At 73.2% G+C, this 21,459-nt stretch carries 19 protein-coding genes; 15 read left to right on the top strand and 4 right to left on the bottom strand.

The annotated features are described in order from the left end of the window. Window positions 1-7: 7 nt before the first annotated feature. Window positions 8-1,315, top strand: a complete 1,308-nt coding sequence (locus tag BLQ62_RS17715; protein WP_068568216.1) for a sensor histidine kinase — start codon at window positions 8-10, stop codon at window positions 1,313-1,315. Between the two features lie 3 nt (window positions 1,316-1,318). Here BLQ62_RS17715 and BLQ62_RS17720 read toward each other — a convergent pair whose 3' ends face one another. The 4 genes from BLQ62_RS17720 to BLQ62_RS17735 are packed head-to-tail and all read right to left on the bottom strand — an operon-like array spanning window position 1,319 to window position 4,986. After that, on the bottom strand, window positions 1,319-2,887 hold the full coding sequence (locus BLQ62_RS17720) for a GMC family oxidoreductase N-terminal domain-containing protein (RefSeq protein ID WP_068568215.1): 1,569 nt from the start codon (window positions 2,885-2,887) through the stop codon (window positions 1,319-1,321). Window positions 2,888-2,936: 49 nt separating this feature from the next. After that, on the bottom strand, window positions 2,937-3,623 hold the full coding sequence (locus BLQ62_RS17725) for a response regulator transcription factor (protein ID WP_068568214.1): 687 nt from the start codon (window positions 3,621-3,623) through the stop codon (window positions 2,937-2,939). Next, window positions 3,620-4,165, bottom strand: coding sequence for a PH domain-containing protein (locus BLQ62_RS17730; protein WP_068568213.1), 546 nt, complete (start codon window positions 4,163-4,165; stop codon window positions 3,620-3,622). Before BLQ62_RS17730 ends, BLQ62_RS17725 begins: the two co-directional genes overlap by 4 nt. 2 nt (window positions 4,166-4,167) lie before the next feature. After that, entirely contained in the window at window positions 4,168-4,986 is an 819-nt protein-coding gene (locus BLQ62_RS17735) for a biotin--[acetyl-CoA-carboxylase] ligase (RefSeq protein WP_068528979.1), read from the bottom strand. A 49-nt stretch (window positions 4,987-5,035) separates the two neighbouring features. Between BLQ62_RS17735 and BLQ62_RS17740 the strand changes: the two genes are divergently transcribed. The 14 genes from BLQ62_RS17740 to BLQ62_RS17805 all read left to right on the top strand — a co-directional run bounded on the left by BLQ62_RS17740 (window position 5,036) and on the right by BLQ62_RS17805 (window position 21,458). Further along, entirely contained in the window at window positions 5,036-6,691 is a 1,656-nt protein-coding gene (locus BLQ62_RS17740; RefSeq protein ID WP_068528976.1) for an acyl-CoA carboxylase subunit beta, read from the top strand. Next, window positions 6,688-6,960 (top strand): acyl-CoA carboxylase epsilon subunit, encoded by a 273-nt coding sequence (locus BLQ62_RS17745; RefSeq protein WP_068568212.1) that lies wholly within the window; start codon window positions 6,688-6,690, stop codon window positions 6,958-6,960. Before BLQ62_RS17740 ends, BLQ62_RS17745 begins: the two co-directional genes overlap by 4 nt. 20 nt (window positions 6,961-6,980) lie before the next feature. Beyond that, window positions 6,981-7,610, top strand: coding sequence for a Maf family protein (locus BLQ62_RS17750; protein WP_197467327.1), 630 nt, complete (start codon window positions 6,981-6,983; stop codon window positions 7,608-7,610). 266 nt (window positions 7,611-7,876) lie between these two features. Continuing rightward, window positions 7,877-8,809, top strand: coding sequence for a hypothetical protein (locus tag BLQ62_RS17755; RefSeq protein ID WP_082756833.1), 933 nt, complete (start codon window positions 7,877-7,879; stop codon window positions 8,807-8,809). A gap of 57 nt (window positions 8,810-8,866) precedes the next feature. Continuing rightward, complete coding sequence (locus tag BLQ62_RS17760) at window positions 8,867-10,306, top strand: condensation domain-containing protein (RefSeq protein ID WP_068528963.1); 1,440 nt, start codon at window positions 8,867-8,869, stop codon at window positions 10,304-10,306. Window positions 10,307-10,320: 14 nt separating this feature from the next. Then, on the top strand, window positions 10,321-11,712 hold the full coding sequence (locus BLQ62_RS17765) for a condensation domain-containing protein (protein WP_068568210.1): 1,392 nt from the start codon (window positions 10,321-10,323) through the stop codon (window positions 11,710-11,712). Continuing rightward, the gene (locus tag BLQ62_RS17770; protein ID WP_160126300.1) at window positions 11,709-12,536 is read left to right on the top strand and encodes an SGNH/GDSL hydrolase family protein; all 828 of its coding nucleotides are present in this window, start codon (window positions 11,709-11,711) and stop codon (window positions 12,534-12,536) included. The genes BLQ62_RS17765 and BLQ62_RS17770 overlap by 4 nt, the downstream gene beginning before the upstream one ends. Then, window positions 12,533-14,014 (top strand): MFS transporter, encoded by a 1,482-nt coding sequence (locus BLQ62_RS17775; protein ID WP_139184239.1) that lies wholly within the window; start codon window positions 12,533-12,535, stop codon window positions 14,012-14,014. Before BLQ62_RS17770 ends, BLQ62_RS17775 begins: the two co-directional genes overlap by 4 nt. Beyond that, window positions 13,995-15,329, top strand: a complete 1,335-nt coding sequence (locus tag BLQ62_RS17780; RefSeq protein ID WP_068568207.1) for a hypothetical protein — start codon at window positions 13,995-13,997, stop codon at window positions 15,327-15,329. The genes BLQ62_RS17775 and BLQ62_RS17780 overlap by 20 nt, the downstream gene beginning before the upstream one ends. Before the next feature lie 9 nt (window positions 15,330-15,338). Continuing rightward, window positions 15,339-16,706 (top strand): condensation domain-containing protein, encoded by a 1,368-nt coding sequence (locus tag BLQ62_RS17785; RefSeq protein ID WP_068568206.1) that lies wholly within the window; start codon window positions 15,339-15,341, stop codon window positions 16,704-16,706. Window positions 16,707-16,729: 23 nt separating this feature from the next. Next, window positions 16,730-17,623 carry a sulfurtransferase gene (locus BLQ62_RS17790; RefSeq protein WP_068530370.1) on the top strand — a complete coding sequence of 298 codons (894 nt, stop codon included), beginning with the start codon at window positions 16,730-16,732 and terminating at the stop codon, window positions 17,621-17,623. Beyond that, entirely contained in the window at window positions 17,620-18,039 is a 420-nt protein-coding gene (locus BLQ62_RS17795) for a SufE family protein (RefSeq protein ID WP_068568205.1), read from the top strand. The genes BLQ62_RS17790 and BLQ62_RS17795 overlap by 4 nt, the downstream gene beginning before the upstream one ends. A 21-nt stretch (window positions 18,040-18,060) precedes the next feature. Beyond that, the gene (locus tag BLQ62_RS17800) at window positions 18,061-19,521 is read left to right on the top strand and encodes a condensation domain-containing protein (RefSeq protein WP_068528942.1); all 1,461 of its coding nucleotides are present in this window, start codon (window positions 18,061-18,063) and stop codon (window positions 19,519-19,521) included. Window positions 19,522-19,649: 128 nt separating this feature from the next. Next, complete coding sequence (locus tag BLQ62_RS17805) at window positions 19,650-21,458, top strand: acetyl/propionyl/methylcrotonyl-CoA carboxylase subunit alpha (RefSeq protein ID WP_068528940.1); 1,809 nt, start codon at window positions 19,650-19,652, stop codon at window positions 21,456-21,458. Window position 21,459 lies beyond the last annotated feature (1 nt).

Here is a 21,459-nt window from a genome sequence, read left to right on the forward strand (position 1 = left end):
TCCGGGCGTGCGCCATCGCATCCTCCGCTCGACGATCGCGGTCGTCGCGGTCACGGGCCTGTTCCTCGGCCTACCGCTCATGTTCTACACGTGGCGCTGGCTCGATGACACCGCCCGCACGGACCTGCAGCACCGCCTGCAGCGGGCCTCGTCGGAGATCCTGGTGCAGGAGCAGCGCACCGGCGTCGTCGACGAGCCGCCGGTCGAGGCGCTCCGCCTGCTGGTCCCGTCCGAGGGCCGGCTGACCCTCTCCTACACCGATCGCACCGGCACGCCGCGCGAGCTCACGGTCGGCCGCGGGCCGTTCCAGCACGCGATGACCGAGGGCACCTCGCTCGGCGACGCCGGCCTGCTGCGCATCGAGCAGGACTACTCGGTGATCCGCGACGACCAGTACCGCGCGCTGACCATCGAGTTCATCGTGATGGTGCTCTCGCTCACCGCGGGCGTGGTGGTCGCCGCCGTGACCGCCAGCCGCGTCGCGGACCCGGTACAGGAGGTCGCGCACCGCGCGCAGCGCCTCGCCGGCGGCGACTTCCGGCCCGACCCGCACCGGCACGGCATCGAGGAGCTCGACCGCGTCCTCGACGTGCTGGACGCCGCGACCGTGGAGATCGCCGACCGCCTGCAGCGGGAGCGGCAGATCGTCGGCGACGTCTCGCACCAACTGCGCAGCCGCCTGACGGCGATCCACATCCGCCTCGACGAGCTGACCCTGCACCCCGATCCCGAGGTGGTCTCCGAGGCGCAGGCGGCCCTCGACCAGGTCGACCGACTGACCTCCTCCGTCGGCGACATGGTGCGCATGTCGCGGGTCGAGCGGTCCGCGCGCGGCACCGTCGACGTGCGGGCGGAGCTCGCTCCGCTGCTCGCCGACCTCGCGCCGTCGTTCGCCCGGGCCGGCCGCCGGCTCACCGTCCGTCCGCCCGACGGTCCGCCGCTCACCGCCCGGGCGACGGCGACACGCACGCGGGAGGCCGTCGCCGTGCTCGTCGACAACGCGCTCGAGCACGGCAGCGGCGAGGTGACGGTGACGCTGCGCCCGGTCGGCGAACACACCGTGCAGATCACCGTCGCGGACGAGGGATCGGGCATCTCCGACGCCGACGCCCAGCGCATCTTCCGGCGCGGCTACTCGGCGGGCGACGGCACGGGCGTGGGCCTGGCCCTCGCGCGCGCCTTCGTCGAGGCCGACGGTGGCCGCCTGCAGCTGCAGAGCCGCAAGCCCACAACCTTCGCCGTCTTCCTCCCCGCAGCGGGCGCGGGCGACGACCTCGAACCCCCGCACGCCCTCACCGAGCCCGAGCCCCGCTGAGCATCAGGCGCCGAGCGCCCGGTCCATCAGATACTCGGCGAAGGCCGTGATCACCAGCGACGGGTTGGCCCCGCCCGCGTTGCCGGGGATGCCGGCGCCGTCGAGAACCCGGATGGCGGGATGCCCGTGCAACCGGCCCTCGGCGTCCGAGGCCGCACCGAGTGGAACGCCGCCCAGCGGATGGGCGGTGGCGGTGGGCGGCAGGCCCGCGTTCGCGAAGCCGAGCGCCGGGTCGGCGCCGAGCCCCGCCGCGACGGGCAGCGGTGCGAGCGCCAGGCCGCCGTCGACCTCGGTGAGTCGGCGGAGCACCCGCGCGCTCGCCGCGCCCGCGTCGGCCGAGATCCCCAGCGGCGGCACGAGCAGCCGTGGCTCCCCACCGACCACCGTCCAGGACGCCCGGTTCTCCCAGTCGGCCGGAACGGTGAAGACGGGGATCGCCGGCATCGACAGCGGCATGCCCATGGTCTCGACCCGCACAGGCAGGTGATCGTCGTCGTCATCGACGAACGCCGAGGTCGCGATGGCCCCGGCCTGCGGCCCGAGCCCGTCGGCGCGCAGTTGCACCGCGACCTGGTTGCCGTTGTCACCGACCTGCGTGCCCACGTGCTCGTTGAGGTTCGGGAGCCCGCCCGCGAGCCGCGACCGCAGCAGCAGCTCGGTCGTGCCGTACGAGCCGGCGGCCAGGTAGAGCTGATCGCAGGTGTAGTCGCGACGCCGCTCGACCCCGCCGCCGCCGTTCAGCTCCTCGACGTGCACGGCGATCCGTCCGCGCTCCTGCGTGATGCCGGTGACCCGCTGCAGCGTGCGCAGCCGCACCGAGGGCTGCGCGAGCGCGGCGGCGAGGTAGGTGGTCGAGAGTTCGCGCTTGCCGCCGTTGCTCACGCCGAAGGTCATCTCTCCGGCGGTCACCGACGGCCGGACCTCGCCGCGCAGCTCGCGGCGCACGACGTCCCAGTTCATCGTGCAGGGCACCGATTCGCACCGCCACCCGGCGCGGTCCATCGACGCCTCGAACCGGCGCAGGGTCGCGAACGGGCGGCTGGCCCGCACGTCGTCGGGGATGGGCGCCGCGCGCAGGTTCCGCAGCGCCCGCGGCAGGTACTCCCCAGCGAGCTGGGGGTACCGCGGCCCCGAGTGGAAGATCTTGTCGTAGTACCGGGGATGCGGGGGCACGGTGGCCCCGAAGTAGACGACGGAACCGCCGCCGACGACGGCGCCGCGCAGGATCGCCAGCGTGCCGGCGAGGTCGACGTCGAGCACGCCGGTCCGCCCGAGTTCCGGCGCCCACAGCGCGTCGGGGTGCAGCGGGTTCGTACCGGGCGCGTAGACCTCGGCGTGATCGTCGAGCCGGTAGGAGCGGCCCCGTTCGAGGACCAGCGTGTCGACGCCGGCGGCGCCGAGGCGCTGCGCTGCGACGGACCCACCGAACCCGGTGCCGATCACGAGGGCGGTGACGTGCGTGCGCTCGGGAGCGGCGCGCACCGGCGCGGGAAGGGCTGCGGCGGTGATCGCGGCGGCGGCTCCCAGCAGGGCCGTCCGCCGCGTCAGGACGGGGCGGTCAACGGTGTGCACCGCGCGAGCATATGTTGCAACTGCAACCCGTACGGGAAGTCGGCCGTTTCTACTCCGCGTCGAATCGGAAACCCACGCCGCGCACGGTGACGATCCGGCGCTGCGATCCGGGATCGTCGCCGATCTTGCGGCGCAGCCAGGAGATGTGCATGTCCAGGGTCTTCGAGCCCCGCAGGTCCGAATCGCCCCAGACGTCGGCGAGGATCTCCTCGCGCGAGAGCAGCCGACCCGCGTGCTCCATGAGGAAGCGCAGCAGCTCGAACTCCTTGTTCGCCAGGGCCACGTCCTCCCCGTCGACGGTGACCCGCCGCGCGCTGGCGTCGAGCCGGATCCCGCCGGCCTCGACCACCTCGGGGGCGTCCTGCGCCGGAGCGCTGCGCCGCAGCAGCGCCCGGGTGCGCGCCATCAGCTCGAACATGCGGAAGGGCTTGCCGACGTAGTCGTCGGCGCCCGCGTCGAGGCCGACCACGAAGTCCATCTCGTCGGTGCGGGCGGTGAGCATGAGCACCGCCAGCTCGGGGCGCGCAGCGCGGACCTCGCGGCACACCTCGAGCCCGTCCATCTCGGGCAGGCCGAGATCGAGGATGAGCAGCGCGTACTCCTCGTCCACGGCGCGGCGCAGGGCGTCGGTCCCGGTGGCGGCGACGTCCACCTCGTAGCCCTCGCGCGAGAGCGCGCGGGCCAGCGGCGATGCGATCGCCTCGTCGTCCTCGGCCAGGAGCACCCGCGTGGTCATGAGCGCCGAGGGTACTCCGCCGAACGGCCGTCGCGACCGCGGTCGTCGTCCGCGTCGTCGAGCGCGTCGACGAGCAGCGCGTGCGTGGCGGCGATGCGAGGCACGTCGGGGAAGTCCAGTGGATCCTCCCCCGCGGACTCGACGGTGAGCACGCCGCTGCGCAGCATCCGGTCGAGGAGCCTTTGGTGGTACTGCACCGAGTTGATCCGGCGCAGCGGGATGTCGATGCCGCGGCGGCGCACGATCCCGGAGCGGAACATGATCCGCAGGTCGGTGATCACCAGGTGCGTGGCGCGCCACACCGCCCAGGGCCGTACGGTCCACCAGCCGACGATCAGCACCCACACCACGACGATCGCCAGCAGCAACCAGTCGGGCAGCGCACCGTCGAGCCGAGCGCGGCCGAGCAGCCCGAGCGCGACGCCCGCCGCGGCGCACGCGGCGAACAGGACCAGCACCGGGACGATCATCCGGGTGGCCTGCGGCCGCGTGTGCAGCAGGATCCGCTCGTCGTCGACGAGGGCCTTGGCCGGGAAGCCCACGATCAGGCCGGCCGCAGGTGGGTGACGTCGCCGGCCGAGAGCACGTGGCGCGTTCCGGCCGCGTCCTGTACCACGATGCGGCCCTCGACGTCCACGTCGACGGCGGTGCCGCGCAGCACCTCGTCGGCCGGCAGCGAGACCGTCACCTCCTGCCCGACGGTGACGCACACGGCCAGGTAGTCGGCGCGGGCCGCGGCGGGGTCGTCGGTCCAGGCGGCGAGCCCGGCGTCGAGGTGGCGCAGGTAGGCGATGGCCAGGGCGGTGCGGTCCGGGTTCTCGGCGCCGGCCAGCTGGAGCGACGTGGCCGTCTCGACCGGCACGTCGGCGGCGGCCAGGGTCGTGTTCAGCCCGGTGCCGATGACGGCGACGAGCGCACCGTCGGGCCCGGTGGCGAGCTCGGAGAGGATGCCGGCGGTCTTACCGCCGCGGCCCCCGGGCGCGGGCTCCAGCAGCACGTCGTTGGGCCATTTCAGTCCGGCGGTCAGCCCCGTGACCTCCCGCACCGCGGCGACGGCGGCGACGCCGGTCACGAGCGAGAGCCAGCCCGCGCGGGGCGCGGCCGCGGCGGGCACCGCCACCGTCACGGAGAGGGAGAGCTGGGTGCCGGCGGGCGCCGACCAGGGCCGCAGGTGGCGGCCGCGGCCCGCGGTCTGCACATCGGCGATGAGGACGCGGCCGGGCTCCTCGCCCGCGCGGACCCCGTCGGCGAGGTCGGCGTTGGTGGAGCCCGTACTGGGCACCACCGAGACCTCGTGCCAGCGCGTGCCGCGCACGGCTTCGGCGATCACCGTCTGATCGGGGAGCACCACGACCTCCTCCATCGATGGGCAGTGCGGTTCCGAATCGACTCTATTGGTTAGAGTCGATTGCATGACGAGTGCCTCCACCACCGACGGCGCCTCCGGCGCCGGTGACAACGCTGACGCCGCGCCCAGCATCCACACCACCGCCGGCAAGCTGGCGGCCTTCCGCGCGAAGGACGCCGAGGCCCTGGCCCCGATGGGCCAGGCGGCGATCGACAAGGTGCACGAGAAGGGCCGCCTCACGGCCCGCGAGCGCGTGCTGGCGCTGCTCGACGAGGGCTCCTTCGTCGAGCTCGACAAGCTGGCGCAGCACCGCTCCACCAACTTCGGCATGGCGGCCCGCCGCCCCGTCGGCGACGGCGTGGTGGCCGGCTACGGCACCATCGACGGCCGCGAGGTGTGCGTCTTCAGCCAGGACTCGACGGTCTTCGGCGGCTCGCTCGGCGAGGTCTACGGCGAGAAGATCGTCAAGGTCATGGACCTGGCCACCAAGACCGGCCGCCCGCTGGTCGGCATCATCGACGGTGCCGGCGCGCGCATCCAGGAGGGCGTGGTCTCGCTCGCCCTGTACTCGAAGATCTTCATGCGCAACACCCAGGCCTCGGGCGTCATCCCGCAGATCTCGGTGATCATGGGCGCGGCCGCCGGCGGCCACGTCTACTCCCCCGCGCTCACCGACTTCGTCGTGATGGTCGATCACGAGAGCCAGATGTTCATCACCGGCCCGGACGTGATCAAGTCCGTGACCGGCGAGGAGGTCACCAAGGAGGAGCTGGGCGGCGCCCAGACCCACATGACAAAGTCCGGCACGGCGCATTACGTCGCCTCGGGCGAGCAGGACGCGCTCGACTACGTGCGCGAGCTGATGACCTACCTCCCCTCGAACAACCGCGCCGAGGCGCCCCGCTTCGTGCCGACCGACCCGCTCACGGGCTCGATCGAGGAGTCGGTCAACGACGAGGACCGCGAGCTGGACACGCTGATCCCGGACTCGCCGAACCAGCCGTACGACATGCACGAGGTCATCCGCCGCCTGCTCGACGACGACGAGTTCCTCGAGATCCAGCCGCAGCGCGCGATGAACATCATCGTGGGCTTCGGCCGCATCGACGGCCGCAGCGTCGGCCTCGTCGCCAACCAGCCCACCCAGCTGGCCGGCTGCCTCGACATCGACGCCTCGGAGAAGGCCGCCCGCTTCGTGCGCTTCTGCGACGCCTTCAACATCCCGATCGTCACCCTGGTGGACGTGCCCGGCTTCCTGCCCGGCATCGGCCAGGAGTACGACGGCATCATCCGCCGCGGCGCGAAGCTGCTCTACGCCTACGGCGAGGCCACCGTCCCGAAGATCACCGTGGTCACCCGCAAGGCCTACGGCGGCGCGTACTGCGTGATGGGCAGCAAGGACATGGGCGCCGACATCAACCTGGCGTGGCCCACCGCGCAGTTCGCGGTGATGGGCGCGTCCGGCGCCGTCGGCTTCGTCTACCGCAAGGAGCTCGCCGCGGCCGCCGAGGCGGGCGAGGACGTCGAGGCCCTGCGCCTGAAGCTGCAGCAGGAGTACGAGGACACGCTGGTCAACCCGTACGTGGCGGCCGAGCGCGGCTACGTCGATGCGGTCATCCCGCCCTCGCACACCCGCGGCCAGATCGTCACGGCGCTGAACATGCTCGAGCGCAAGGTGGTCGCCACCCTGCCCAAGAAGCACGGGAACATCCCGCTGTGAGCGCGAACGACAAGCCGGTGCAGGCCAGCGCGGCCGACGTCGAGAAGCTCAGCGCCGCCATCCGGTTCGAGAAGGGCAACCCGTCGGCCGAGGACGTCGCGGCCGTCGTGGCCGTGCTGGCCGCCGCGGCCGGCTCCGCGCCGCAGACCGGCCCGGAGGGCCCGAAGTCGATCTGGGGCGACAACCGCGAGCGCATGCGCCCGCAGTACTTCAACGGCCCCAACGCCTTCACCAGCCAGACCCCGATCTTCTGGACCAAGGGGTCCTGATCTCCACCCCCGTGCGCCTGGTGCTCGCGTCGGCCTCGCCGGCGCGGTTGGGGGTGCTGCGCGCCGCCGGCACCGCGCCGCTGGTCTCCGTCTCCCAGGTCGACGAGGACGCGATCCTCGCCGGCCTGGGCCCGGACGTGACCCATGGGGACGCCGTCGAGGTCCTGGCCCGGGCCAAGGCCCAGGACGTGGTGGACCGGATCGTCGCGGTGGACCCGATCCCCGGCCGCGCCGTGGTGATCGGCTGCGACTCGATGCTGTCGATCGACGGTGAGCTGGTCGGCAAACCGCACACCGCCGCCACCGCGACAGCGCGGTGGCGGGCCATGCGGGGCGGTACCGGCCGCCTCCTCACCGGGCACTGCGCGATCCTGCTCGAGGACGGCGCCGTCGCGAGCACCGTCACCGGGACCCGTTCCACGACACTGCGGTTCGGGACGCCCACGGACGCCGAGATCGACGCCTACGTCGCGACCGCCGAGCCGCTCGAGGTGGCCGGAGGCTTCACCCTGGACGGGCTCGGCGGCTGGTTCGTCGAGGCGGTGGACGGCGACCCGAGCTCGGTGATCGGCATCTCGCTGCCCCTCACCCGGGCGCTGCTGGGTGAGCTCGGCGTCTCGCCCGTCGAGCTGTGGTCCGACCGGCCTTGAAAGTTCACCAGCATGATGTGAGAGACCTCATAGGTTTGGGCCCGTCCTCCGCGTAATCATCTCGTTAACAGCGCGCGATCATCGCGTTTCCGCAGCTCGGGCGACACACTCCACACTTCAATCACGTACGGCGTCCGACCTGCAAGAACACCGAAGTATCCCCTAACCCGCGCTTCCGCCAACCCTGGTCAAGACCTGAACCGAGTGACGAGCGACACCACTCTTTCGCCTCGCGAAAGGAATGCCTCGCGTCTTAGCGTCATCACATGACCACGACGCCTGGACCACTCACCACCCCCGGAGCCCCGGTCCCCCACGCCGCGACCCGCGAGGTGGACGGTTGCTCGTTCGCCGTGCGCGGCCGGATCGACGTGACCGCCCTGCGCGCGGCGTACGCGGCCCTGCTCGAGGAGTACCCCGCGCTCGCCGCCCGCGTGACGGCCGAGCACGATCGCTTCCGGTTCGCCCCCGGCGATCCGGCGGTCGCCGCGGCGATCGGCTTCCGCGACACGGCCGCACCGTGGGCCGGCTTCGCGCAGACGCCGCCGTCGTTCGTCGGGACCGAACAGCTCTCGGCCCTGTGGCTCACCGGCATCGGTGAGGAGAACCGCCTCACCCTGTGGATCAGCAGGGCCGCGGCGCAGCCGGTGGGCGTCCTCGCCCCGGCGCGCCGCCTGTTCGAGTTCTACACCGCGCTCGCCGCCGGCGACCGGCCGCGCGTGCACCGCCCGATCGGCGTGCGCGCCTTCGGTTTCCCCACCGAGCCGCAGCGACTTCCCGCCGCCGGCGGCCGCCCGGCCCGGGAGCCGGAGGGTGCGCGCACGGACGACGCGCTGCGCCTGCGCCTCGACGCGCGCACCACCGCCGACCTGCTGGACACCGCGCGGGTGCGGGCGATCCCCCTCGGCGAGCTGGTCGGCGAGCTGCTCGACCGGGCCGGGGCGCCCGTGGGCCGGATCGAGGACCTGGGCACCGTCGGCGCGCCGGTCGCACCCGCGAACCTCGAGGTCCCGGACTTCCACTCGCACCGCACCGCCGCTGCACCGCAGGAGGATTCGTACGTCCTGTCGGTCTTCGCCGGCCGCCTCTCGGTGGAGTTGCGGACCCGCCCCGGCACGCCCGCCGCGGAGTCCGAGCGGCTCCTGCTGCGGATCGAGGACGAGATCCGCAGCCTGCTCCCCGTCGGCACCGCCGCCTGACATCCCGTCGCCCACCGCCGGACCGCACCACCCCCGCACCGCACCAGGAGGAACGTCATGGAATACACCGAACTGGCCGACTACCCGCTCACGACCGGCGTCGTCACCGAGTGGATCCCCGTGGTCGTCGATCCCGATACCGGCTGGCGCGCCGATCACCGGCCGCCGAGCCACAACCAGGCGGACCACGTGCGGCGCGCGGCGCACCACGAGACCACCGTCGTGCGGCCGGGCGAGTGGATCGGCGGGGTCTGGCAGATCGACGAGGATCTCGACGAGGACGCCCTGCGCCGGGCCCTGCGCGGCTGGTTCGGCCGCCACGAGGCCTTCCGCAGCCTCATCTCGCACGCCGAGGACGGCACCCTGCTGCGCACCACCACCCCGCCGGAGTCGATCGACTTCGTCGCGCAGAGCGTCGGCAAGCTGACCACCTCGCTGCGGGTCTATCAGCACCTGAAGAACTACTTCGACGCCACGATCACGCCCTCGCGCTGGCCGCACTGCGTGCTCGCCACCGTCGACAACCCGGCGGGCCCCGGTTTCACCATCGTCTTCGGCGCGGACCACTCCGTGATGGACGCCTACACCCAGGTGCTCGCCATCAGCGAGCTCACCGAGCTCTACCGCGCGGAGCGGGCGGACCGGCCCGCCCGGCTGACGCCGTCGAGCAGCTACCTCGACTTCTGCGCGCTGGAGCGGGATCAGTTCGAGCACATCGACTTCGAGCACCCGGCGGTGCGCACGTGGCTGGACTACCTCGCCGAGGACGACGGGGAGTCGCCCCGCTTCGGCCTCCCGCTCACCGATCGCGACGCCCGCGCCAACCTGCGGGTCTTCCAGTCCAGCCTGTCCCTGCAGCTGCTCGACGTCGAGCGCACCGCCGCCTTCGACGCGGCCTGCAAGGCGGCCGGCGGCAAGGCGGGCAACGGCGTGGTCGGCGCGTTCGCGCGGGCCGAGGCAGGGCTGACCGGCAGTGACCACGTGCGCTTCGTGATGCCGATGCATACCCGCTCGGAGGAGCGCTGGGCCACCTCCGCCGGCTGGTTCGTCGGCCTCATGCCGGTGGACCTGGCGCTGCCGGCCACCTCGGCGCTCAGCGCCACGCTGGAGTCGGTCGCGGACGCCCTGCGCCGCAACCGCGACGTCGTGCCGGTCCCGTACCCGCTGCTCTCGTCGATCGTCGAGGAGCGCACGGGCCGTGGGCTTCCCGCGCCGCGGTACGTGCTCAGCTACGTCGACGTCCGCTACGTCCCCGGTGCCGCCGAGTGGGGCGAGCAGAACGCCGCGGTGCTGCGCTCGGAGTGCACCGCCGACGACGAGCTCTACATCTGGATCAGCCGCTCGCACACGGGCCTGTACTTCTCGGCCCGCTTCCCGTCGAACCCGGTCGCCTCGGCGAACGTCTTCCGGCTCATCGCCGCGCTGCGCGAGCAGCTGGCCGAGGTGATCGACCACGCCAGCGACGTCCCCACCGCCCTGACCGGCCACGCCGGCTGATCCCGGGAGGAACCATGCGCGTCACCACCATCGACGGCCTGCGCACCGCGCCCGGCCGGTACCTGGAGTTCCCCGTCGTGCCGACGGGGACCGCCGTCCCCAGCGACGTCCCCCCGTGCTTCAACCAGCAGTCGCACCTGCGCGCCGCGGACGGCGACGACTCCTCCCCGGGCACCTGGCTGTGCGGCGTCTTCGACGTCGACGGTCCCATCGACGAGGAGGCGCTGCAGGAGGCCTTCCAGCGCCTCGTCGACACCCACGCGACGCTGCGCTCGCAGTTCGCCGTCGCCGACGACGGGGCGCGCACCCCGCAGCGATCGGTGCACCCGGCGGGGAGCATCCGGGTGGGCGCGCCCGTCGCCGAGCACGCCGAGGACGAGGCACAGCCGTCCGTGCGTCTGCGCGGCCGGCTCGACGAGCAGTGCCGCCCCCTGCGCTTCCCGAACTACGTCCTCGCGGCGATCAGCCGGCCGGGCACCTCGACGATCGTCTGCGGCTTCGACCACGTCCACGTCGACGCGCTGTCGCTGGCCATCGCGATCGACGAGGTGGCGGCCGCCTACGCGGGCGTCGCGCCCGCGGTGTCGGTCCCGGGCGACGGGCACCTCGACTACTGCCGTGAGGAGGCGGCCGCCGAGCAGGTCGATCCGCACGATCCGCGGCTGGCCGAGTGGATCGAGTTCCTCGCCGACGCCGGTGGCCACGCCCCCGAGTTCCCGCTGGAGCTGGGCGTCCCGATCGGGGAGAGCGCACCGCAGCACAGCGCCGAGGTGCTGCTGCTCGACGCCGACGAGGCCGAGGCCTTCTCCGCGGCCACGGCGCGGGCCGGGGGCACCACCTACGCGGGGCTGCTGACGGCGCTGGCGATGGCGACCCACGCGGCCGGTGGTTCGGACCTGCTGCCGCTGACCTTCCCCGCGCACACCCGCTACGACGAGCGCTACGCACGTGCCCTGGGCTGGTTCGTCACCAGCGCCCCGATCACCGTCTCGGTGCACGACGACGGCCGGCCGGCCGATCCGTGCACGCTCTTCGAACGCAGCGTGGCGCTCACGCAGCAGGAGTTGCGGCGCGCCCGCGACCGGGCCGACGTGCCGCTCGGCCAGGTGATCGCGGCGACCACCGGCGGATACCGGCCCCGGCGCCAGGACGTGTTCATGGCCTCGTACCTGGACTACCGTCGGATCACCCAGGGCGACAGCGGGTTCGGTACGAACCGCACGCACGTCTCCAACATCACCCGGTGCGACGACGTCCAACTGTGGTTCTCCCGCACGCACGACGGCGTCTCGGTGCGCACCCGCCACCCCGACACCCCGCAGGCGCACCGCACGATGCGCACCGTCCTGCAGTCCCTGCGCTCCACCGTGGCCGTCGTCGCCGTCCCCCAGAAGTGGGCCGCGTGACGGTGGCCGGCCGGGCACCCGGCGACTGGGGCACGTACGTCGCGCTGGGCGATTCGCGCGCGGCGGCCCCCACGTGGTTGAGCCTGCTGCGCCGTGCCGACGGCCGCAGCGGCCGCGGCTACCCGCACGAGCTCGCGGCGCTGCTGCGCCCGGCCCTGTTCGAGGACCGCTCGTGCGTCGGCGCCACCACCGAGAACCTGCACCGTCGCGGCCAGGTGCGCTATCAGGGGCTGCGCCGGGTGGTGCTGCCGCCCCAGGCCGACGCGCTGAGCGTGGAGACCGATCTGGTCACGCTCTCCATCGGCGGCAACGACATCCGCTGGCACTCGCTGATCGGCGGCGCCTTCTCCCACCGCCCCGGTGCCGCGGCGCGGTTCCGCAGCGACACCGACCGCGCGCGCCGCATCGACGCCGCGCTCACGGGCCTCGGGGCGCACCTCGCGGTGGCCCTCGCCGACGTCCGCGGCCGCGCGCCGGACGCGACGGTCCTGCTGGTCGGCCACGGCGGCTACTACCCGCTCCCCGACGCGGACGTCCCGCTGTGCGCCGCATCGGGTTCCGAGCTGGCGCTGCACACCGCGGCGGAGTTCTTCGAGGCGCTCGAGGACGTGTACCGCACCGCGTGCGACCGGACGGGCGTCACCTTCGTCTCGGTCCTCGACATCACCCGCGGCCACGACGGTGCCGCCCCGCGCTCCGAGCGCTGGTTCGAGGGGGACTCCCTCGTCTCGCTGACGCCGCCGCGCCATCCCACCGCGCTGGGGAGCGCGGCGCTCGCCGCGCACCTGGCGGCCACGCTCGCTCCCGAGGCGGTGCGGCCGTGACGGCCGCGGCCACCCGGGCACAGCCCCGGATGAGCGACGGCGCCGCGGCGGCCCTGCTGGGCGTGGGCCTGCTGGTGCTGTTCATGGCCACCGTCGACGTGACGATCGCCAACATCGCGCTGCCCTCGATCCAGCGCGATCTCGGGCTCTCCCCCGCGCGGGGCATCTGGATCGCGGAGGCCTACGCGCTGAGCTTCGCCGCGTTCCTCATCCCCGGCGGCGCGCTGGGTGACCGGGTCGGTCCCCGCGCCGCGATGCTCGGCGGGATCTCCGTGTTCACCCTCGCCTCGATCGTGGTGGCGGCCAGTTCCGCGCTGCCGGTCCTGCTGGCCGGCAGAGTGTTCCAGGGCGCCTGCGCGGCGATGATCGTCCCCCAGGTCACCGCGATGGTCAAGCAGATCCTGCCGGGCTCGTGGCGCGCCCGCGCGCTCTCGGCCGTGAGCGCCACGTCCGTCGCGGCCATCCTGCTCGGCCCCCTCGTCGGCGGCGGTCTGCTCGCGATCGACGCGTTCGGGATCGGCTGGCGGGCCGTGTTCTACGTCAACGTGCCGATCGGCGTCCTCGCCGTCGTGGTGCTCCTGGCGGCGCCGTTCCCGGCGCGCCCGCGGGCCGAGGACGGCGCCGATCCCCTGGACTGGGTGGGGCTCGCCCTGATGGTGGTCGCGATCACCGTTGCGCTGCTCGCGTTCTCGGGGCAGGCAGGCACGACGGAGCTGGTACTGTTCGCGACGCTGGCGGTGGCGGGCAGCGGCTTCCTGGCCTGGGAGCGGCATCTGCTGCGCAGCGGGTCCGCGCTGCGGCCGATCGTCGATCCGGACCTGTTCGCGAGCCCCAACTTCCGCTGGGGCGTGATCATCCAGCTCTTCGGGCAGGCCGCGATCGGCGGCTTCTACCTGTGTTTCACCCTGTACCTGCAGGACGGCCTGGAGCTGCCACCGCTCCGCGCGGGCGCGCTGCTCGTCCCCGCCGGGTGCGGCGCCCTCGGCGGCATCGCCCTGGGCATGGTGCTGGCGCGGGTGCCGGCGCGCCTGCTCATCATCGCGGGCGTGAGCGCCACGGCGGTGGGCTTCTCGGCGATGTTCGCGAGCATGGTCGCGGGCCTGGACGGTTCGCTGCCGCTGGTGATCACCTCGACGGTGGCCGCGGCCGGCCTCGGGCTGTGCGCGGCTCCCGCGCTCGGCGTGGTGCTCACCGACATCCCGGGGGCCCGCGCCGCCACCGCCACGGCGGTCTTCGCGGTGTGCCAGCAGACCGGCTCCGCGCTGGGGACCGGTGTGCTCGGCACGCTGTACGCGCGGATGAGCGAGGGCGGTTCCGCCCGCACCGCGTTCAGCGCGACCGTCCTGCTGTGCGCGGTCCTCACCGCCCTGTGCGCGGTGTTCGCGCTCCGGCTCCGGCCCGGCGATCCCGCCGCCGGCCCCGACGCCGAGGCGTTCTCGACAACCGAAGGAGAAGTCCATGCCCATCCTGCGCGATGACTGCCGTGCCAACCGAGTCACCGACGACGACCGGACGATCGAGCTGGCGGGCGTGGTGCTCCGCGGACACCTGATCTCCCAGGCGACCTTCGACTACGCCACCGAGAACGCGCCCACGATCGCGGACCTGCGGCGCACCGTCGGGCACCTGGCGCGCGGACCGCTGAACCGGACCCTGCGCCGCTCCCCCGTGCCCGGCGCCCGCAGCTCGTGGCTGCCCGGACCGCCGACGGTGACCCTGCACCTGCGCGAGGAGCCCCTGGAACCCTCGTCGACGGTGGCGTGGCTGCAGGAGCAGCGCGAGCACGCCGGCGGCGACCGCGGCCTGGTCTCGGTCTCGCGGGCGCACCGCACCGACGGGCGCACCCTGGTCACCGTGCAGTACCCGCACACCGCCGCGGACGGCGGCGCGATGTACGCCGCACTGCTGGCCGCCTCGCGCGGCCTGAGCGGCGCGCGCACCCCCGACGAGCGGGCGCGCGCACCGCGGATCACCGACGACCTGGTGGACTCCGGGCGCCAGTTCCGCCGCCTGATCCGGACGGTGCGCGAGCGCGAGGCGCCGCGCACGCCGGTCCCGGCGGTCGAGCGTCCCGCCCCCGGCGGCGCTCCGGCCGGGGACGGCCCCACCCCGCTCGTCGTGGCCCTGTCCACCACCGGGACCGCGTGGAAGGCGGCGGCGAAAGCCCGGTCCGCCAGTGGGAACACGCTTCTCGTGGCGTTCATGACGGACCTGCTGTTGAGCACCGAGCGGTACGCCGGGATCGACGCGGTGCCCACCAACATCCCGATCGACGTGCGCGCGGAGGGCTCCCGCGATGCGAACAACACCGCGTCGGTGACCGTCGCCGTCACCAGGGACGCGATCGAGGGCGATCTGGCGGGCCTGCACGCGACGATCAAGGCGGCCCTCGTCGCGAGCGGCAACCGGCCGGGCACGCAGCGGCGCTCGACGCCGCTGGAGGTGGCCGCGCACTTCATCCCCGACGCCCTGGTGGACCGGCTGGCCGGGCCGCACCCGCTGTCGATGCTCACGTGCTCGAACATGGGCGCCGTCGATCCGGACTTCCCGTCGCTGTTCGGGCCGGCGGCCGACCGGATCCTGATGGTGGCCGCGCCCACCCCGGTCACCCCGGAGCGGCTCGCGCGCGGCGGTGGCGGGCTGGCCGCGTGGCTCGACATCGTCGGGGACACGCTCACGCTCAGCGTGGTCTGCCTGGATCCGCTCGTCTTCGCCGATGCCGCCGACGCGCAGCGGCACCTCGCGGCGACCGCCGAGCGGTTCGGGATCGCCCCCGAGTTCTGGAACATCTGAGGAGGAACGATGATCGGTGCAGCACTGGATGATTGGCGTCCTCCGCAGGGAACCCTGATCGACTTCACGGCCACGGTCGGCGCGGGCGAGCAGCCCGCGGACGTCGGGCCCACCTTCCTGCAGGCCGAGCACCTCGCCGCGGCCGAGAAGGCCGAACGGCACACGGCCTACATCGGATTCGCGGCCGACGTGCGGGGCCGGGCGGACGTCGCCGCGCTCACCGCGGCCGTGACCGACTTCGTGCGCGCCCACGAGTCACTGCGCACCCGGTTCGTGCGAGCGGGTGACGGCTGGGAGCGGCTCGTCACGCCGGCCGAGGCGATCACCGTCGCCGCCGTCGACGCGGGCCCGGCGCCGGACGGCCCGGAGCTCACGGCGCGGCTGCGGGGACGCTTCTCGGAGGAGGCGACCGCGTGGCGGGTGCCCGGCGCGGTGATCGGTGCGATCGCCGGGGAGGACTCCTTCGGCCTGTACGTCGCGGCCGATCACAGCGCCACCGATGGCGCGTCGCTGCTGCTCGGGCTCAACGAGATCATCGTGCGCTACCGGGCGCACCGCGAGGGCACGAGCGCCCCGCTCCCGTCCGCGCTCGCCCCGCACTCGCACGTCGCGCGCACCGAGCGCGACCGCACCGCGGCGACCGATCCCTCGGACCCCGCCCTGCAGGTCTGGCGCCGCGCGTTCACGGCCACCGGCGGCGGGCTCGAGCGGCTGCCGATCGACACGGGCCTCGAGCCGGGCGCATCGGCACCCGTGCAGGCCCTGCACCACCGGCTGCTCGACACGGACCAGGTCGCCGCGCTCGAGGCCTCGGTCGCCCCCGCGCGCCTGTCGGCGGCGCTCTACGCGGCCCTCGCCATCACCGACCACGCGCGCACCGGATCCGACACCTGGATGCGGGTCGTGGTCCAGGACCTGCGCCGCGAGTTCAGTTCCCCCGATGCGGATCTGAGCCTCACGCAGGGCTGGGTCGTCGGCTTCGCCCCGCTGCTGCTCGAAGGCCTGGCGGACAAGGAGCCCGCGCAGGTGATCGCCGACGCCGGGGAGGCCGTGCGCGCCGCGCGCCGGGCCGGCGCGATCCCCACCGCCGCCGCCCTCGGCGTCCTGTTCGCGGAGGGCACCGTCGACCCGGCCGCGGTCACCCGGCCCCCGCTCATCTCCTACCTCGATGCGCGGCCGGTGGCGTCGGCGCTGCCCGAGGTCGCCTCGTCGATGATGTTCCCGGGGGACGGGAGCACCGCGAACGTCTCGCTCTGGCTCACCCGGGAGTCCGGCGGCCTCGAGATCGGCGCGCAGTGCCCCGACACCGCGACCGCCACGGCGGAGGTCGCCCGGTACGCGGAGGACCTGCGGGCGACGTTGGCGACCTTCGGGTGACCGCGCGCGCTAGGCTGGCGGACGTGGCTATCGAGACCGATCCGAGCGCGGAACTGCAGGACTACGCACACCCCGAGCGCCTCGTCACCGCGGACTGGCTGAGCGGGCACCTCGGTGTCCCCGGCCTGAAGGTGATCGAGTCCGACGAGGACGTGCTCCTCTACGACATCGGGCACATCCCGACGGCGCAGAAGGTGGACTGGCACCTGCACCTCAACGACCCGGTGACCCGGGACTACATCACCGGCGAACAGTTCGCGGAACTCATGCGCAGCAAGGGGATCAGCCGCGACGACACCGTCGTCATCTACGGCGACAAGTCCAATTGGTGGGCCGCGTACGCGCTGTGGGTGTTCACGCTCTTCGGGCACCCGGACGTGCGCCTGCTCGACGGCGGCCGCGACAAGTGGATCAGCGACGCCCGCGACGTCTCGCTCGAGCAGCCCGAGTACCCGCGCAGCGACTATCCGGTCGTCCCGCGGGACGACTCGCGCATCCGCGCCTTCGCGGACGAGGTGCGCGCCGACATCGGGCGGCGGGCACTGGTCGATGTGCGCTCGCCGCAGGAGTACACGGGCGAGCGCACCCACATGCCCGACTACCCGGAGGAGGGCGCCCTGCGCGGCGGCCACATCCCCACGGCCGTGTCGATCCCGTGGGCGAAGGCGGCCCGGCAGGACGGGCGCTTCCTCCCCCACGCCGACCTGCTCGAGGTGTACGGCGGACTGGACCCGCAGGCGCCCGTCACGGCCTACTGCCGCATCGGCGAGCGCTCGAGCCACACCTGGTTCGTCCTCACGCACCTGCTCGGCTTCTCGGACGTCCGCAACTACGACGGTTCCTGGACCGAGTGGGGCAACACCGTCCGGGCGCCCATCGTGCGGGGCGAGGAGCCGGGCACGGCTCCGGGCGCATGACGGCCGCCCTTCCCGCGCCGCTTGCGGAGATCGTCGACGACTTCGCCGGCGTCGGCGAGCAGGACCGGCTCGAGATGCTGCTCGAATTCTCCCGGGAGCTGCCCGAGCTGCCGGAGCACCTGAGTGCGGCGGCGATGGAACCGGTCCCGGAGTGCCAGTCGCCGCTGTTCCTGGACGTCGATGCGACGGATCCCGAGGCGGTGCGGCTGTACTTCAGCGCGCCGCCCGAGGCCCCGACCACGCGCGGCTTCGCGTCGATCCTCGCGCAGGGCCTCGACGGGCAGCCCGCCGCCGCGATCCTCGCGGTGCCCGACGACTTCCACCACGCCCTGGGCCTCGATTCCGTGGTCAGCCCGCTGCGGCTGCGCGGCATGTCGGCGATGCTGGCGCGGATCAAGCGCCGGCTCGCCGGGTAGCCGCGCCGAGCGAGGCCCGCGATGCGATTCACCGAGCTGGACGCGTACCCGCTGCGCCCGGGTGAACTGCGCAACTGGATCCCCACGACGGGCCCGGCGGCGCGCTGGCGCGACGATCCGCGCGCGACCTCGCACGTGCACGAGGCGCACCTGCGGGGCGCGCAGGCGGTGCTCGAGCGCCGCCACATCGACGGCGGCCGCGAGTCCTGGCTCGGCCTCGGCGTCGAGTTCGACGAGCCGCTGTCCATCCCCGGCCTGCGCACGGCGCTGCGGGCGTGGATCGACCGGCACGAGGTGCTGCGCACGCACGTCTTCCTCGAGGACGACAGGCCGCGCCGCCGCAGCGCGCAGACCGACACCGTCGACCTGCGGATCAGGACGGTGGGCACCTACCGCTCCACCGGTCCCCTGGCCGAGCAGCTGCTGGGGGAGTTCGACCGGTCGACGGCCCCGCTCACCTGGCCGGCGTACCTGTTCTCGACGGTCGCCCGCGAGGACTCGTTCACCCTCTTCTTCGCCGCCGACCACTCCCTGCTGGACGGCTACTCGCTGATCCTGAGCCCGTACGAGCTGCGCGAGCTCTACCGCGAGGCGATGGGCGGCGAGCCCGCCCGCCTGCTGCCCACCGGCAGCTACGTCAACTACTCGGACACCGACCGGCAGTCCGCGGACCGCGCCGGGGCGAGCCACCCCGCGGCGCAGATGTGGGACGAGTACCTCAGCGAGACCGGTTTCCGCCCCGATCCGTTCCCGATGCCGCTGCTGCCGCTGCGCGCCACAGAACTGGCCGACGAGACCCGCGCGGCGCTCAGCCGCGACCCCGACGGCGTGCCCCGGCTCCCGCAGGGCGCGCTCAACTTCCACCTGCTCGACGACGACCGGGCCAACAACTTCACCCGCGTCTGCTCGGAGTCCGGCGCCTCGATAGTGACGGGCGTGCTCGCGTGCATGGCCAAGATCAACACCGACCTCGGCTTCGGGCCGGTGTTCCGGTGCGCCGTCACCCGGCACACCCGCGACGCCGAGCAGTGGATCGCGGCGCTCGGCTGGTTCGTGGGTATCGCGCCGTTCCGGCTCGACACGACGGGTACCCGCACCTTCGGCGAGCTGGCGCAGCGGGCGCAGTCGGCGTGGAAGCACTCCAAGATCGGCAGCACCCTGCCCTACCTGCGGATCGGGGAGGTGCTCGCCGAGGAGCCCGGCCGCTCCCAGGCGCCGCCGCCGCGCTTCGTCGTCTCCTTCATGGACACCCGCTCCGCGCCCGGCGCGGAGAGCAACGACGACGGCGGGGCCGGCGCGCTGCGCTCGCGGGACTACTCGATCGACGACGTCTACCTCTGGATGCTGCGCACACCGACGGGTCTGCACGTGGCCGCGCGCTTCCCCGGCTTCGACACGGCACGCCGGAGTGTCACGCTCTACCTCGGCGCGCTACGTTCGATGGTGACCGAAATAGGCGATGCGACGGTTACTCGCGGGTAACTGAACCCGAGTGGGGACTGTCAGCTGCGCCACAGGACCGTAGGCATAGACTGGTCGTTGACTGTGTTCTACGGGATACCCATGTCGGTGCGCGTTCCGGTGCGTACCGCAAGGAACAAGGAGATTGAGTGGCAGCCCACGCTGACAAGAAGATCGAGAAGGTGCTGATCGCCAACCGTGGCGAGATCGCCGTCCGCGTCATCCGCGCCGCCCGGGACGCCGGCCTGACCAGCGTCGCCGTGTACGCAGAACCCGACGCCGACGCCAAGTTCGTGCGCCTGGCCGACGAGGCCTTCGCCCTGGGCGGACAGACCTCGGCCGAGTCCTACCTCGTCTTCGACAAGATCCTCGACGCCGCACGCAAGTCCGGTGCCGACGCGATCCACCCCGGCTACGGCTTCCTGTCCGAGAACGCCGATTTCGCGCAGGCCGTCATCGACGCGGGCCTGACCTGGATCGGGCCGTCGCCCGAGTCCATCCGCGACCTGGGCGACAAGGTGACCGCCCGGCACATCGCCGAGCGGGCCAACGCCCCGATGGCGCCCGGCACCAAGGATCCGGTCTCCGGCGCGGACGAGGTCGTCGCGTTCGCCAAGGAGTACGGCGTGCCCGTCGCCATCAAGGCGGCGTTCGGCGGCGGCGGCCGCGGCATGAAGGTCGCCTACACCGTCGAGGAGATCCCCGAGCTGTTCGAGTCGGCCACCCGCGAGGCCGTCGCCGCCTTCGGGCGCGGCGAGTGCTTCGTGGAGCGCTACCTGGACAAGGCCCGCCACGTCGAGGCGCAGGTCATCGCTGACCAGCACGGCAACGTCGTGGTCGCGGGCACCCGCGACTGCTCGCTGCAGCGCCGCTTCCAGAAGCTCGTCGAGGAGGCGCCCGCGCCGTTCCTCACCACCGAGCAGCGCGACCGCATCCACCAGTCGGCCAAGGACATCTGCCGCGAGGCCGGGTACTACGGCGCCGGCACCGTCGAGTTCCTCGTCGCGGCCGACGGCCTGGTCAGCTTCCTCGAGGTGAACACCCGCCTGCAGGTCGAGCACCCCGTCACCGAGGAGACGGCCGGTATCGACCTCGTGCGCCAGCAGTTCCGCATCGCCGAGGGCAAGGAACTGACCATCACGGAGGATCCCACTCCGCGCGGCCACAGCTTCGAGTTCCGGATCAACGGCGAGGACGCCGGCCGCGGCTTCCTGCCCGCCCCCGGCCCCATCACCGTCTACCGCGAGCCCACCGGCCCCGGCGTCCGTGTCGACTCCGGTGTGGACCAGGGCGACGTGATCGGCGGCCAGTTCGACTCGATGCTGGCCAAGCTCATCGTGACCGGCGCCACCCGCGAGGAGGCGCTGGAGCGCTCGCGGCGCGCGCTGGCCGAGTTCGAGGTCGAGGGCCTGGCGACGGTCATCCCGTTCCACCGCCACATCGTCTCCAACCCCGCCTTCATCGGCGACGAGAACGGCTTCGAGGTCTACACGAAGTGGATCGAGACCGATTGGGAGAACCCGATCGAGCCGTACACCGGTGGCCAGGCCATCGAGGAGGACGACTCGCTCCCCCGCCAGAACGTGGTCGTGGTCGTCGACGGCCGCCGCGTCGAGGTCTCGCTGCCCGGCGAGCTCTCGCTCGGCGGTGGCGGCGCGGCCGGCGGCGCCGGCGTGATCCGTCGCAAGCCGAAGCCGCGCACCCGCGACCGCGGCGCCGGCGTGGCCGCCACGGGCGACTCGGTGACCGCGCCCATGCAGGGCACCGTCGTGAAGGTGGCCGTCGAGGACGGCCAGCAGGTCAGCGCCGGCGATCTGGTCGTCGTGCTCGAGGCCATGAAGATGGAGAACCCAGTCGCGGCGCACAAGGACGGTGTCGTCACCGGCCTGGCGATCGAGCCCGGCACCGCCGTCACGCAGGGCACCGTCCTGCTCGAGATCAAGTCCGACGAGGCCTGAT

This window comes from Tsukamurella pulmonis, from assembly GCF_900103175.1.
Taxonomy (GTDB): Bacteria; Actinomycetota; Actinomycetes; order Mycobacteriales; family Mycobacteriaceae; genus Tsukamurella; species Tsukamurella pulmonis.

Bases quoted from the DNA above. Each gene is read 5' to 3' on its own strand.
- BLQ62_RS17725 (WP_068568214.1), bottom strand. From the start codon at position 3,623: ATGACCACGCGGGTGCTCCTGGCCGAGGACGACGAGGCGATCGCATCG.
- BLQ62_RS17735 (WP_068528979.1), bottom strand. From the start codon at position 4,986: ATGGAGGAGGTCGTGGTGCTCCCCGATCAGACGGTGATCGCCGAAGCC.
- BLQ62_RS17740 (WP_068528976.1), top strand. From the start codon at position 5,036: ATGACGAGTGCCTCCACCACCGACGGCGCCTCCGGCGCCGGTGACAAC.
- BLQ62_RS17755 (WP_082756833.1), top strand. From the start codon at position 7,877: ATGACCACGACGCCTGGACCACTCACCACCCCCGGAGCCCCGGTCCCC.
- BLQ62_RS17760 (WP_068528963.1), top strand. From the start codon at position 8,867: ATGGAATACACCGAACTGGCCGACTACCCGCTCACGACCGGCGTCGTC.
- BLQ62_RS17765 (WP_068568210.1), top strand. From the start codon at position 10,321: ATGCGCGTCACCACCATCGACGGCCTGCGCACCGCGCCCGGCCGGTAC.
- BLQ62_RS17780 (WP_068568207.1), top strand. From the start codon at position 13,995: ATGCCCATCCTGCGCGATGACTGCCGTGCCAACCGAGTCACCGACGAC.
- BLQ62_RS17785 (WP_068568206.1), top strand. From the start codon at position 15,339: ATGATCGGTGCAGCACTGGATGATTGGCGTCCTCCGCAGGGAACCCTG.
- BLQ62_RS17795 (WP_068568205.1), top strand. From the start codon at position 17,620: ATGACGGCCGCCCTTCCCGCGCCGCTTGCGGAGATCGTCGACGACTTC.
- BLQ62_RS17800 (WP_068528942.1), top strand. From the start codon at position 18,061: ATGCGATTCACCGAGCTGGACGCGTACCCGCTGCGCCCGGGTGAACTG.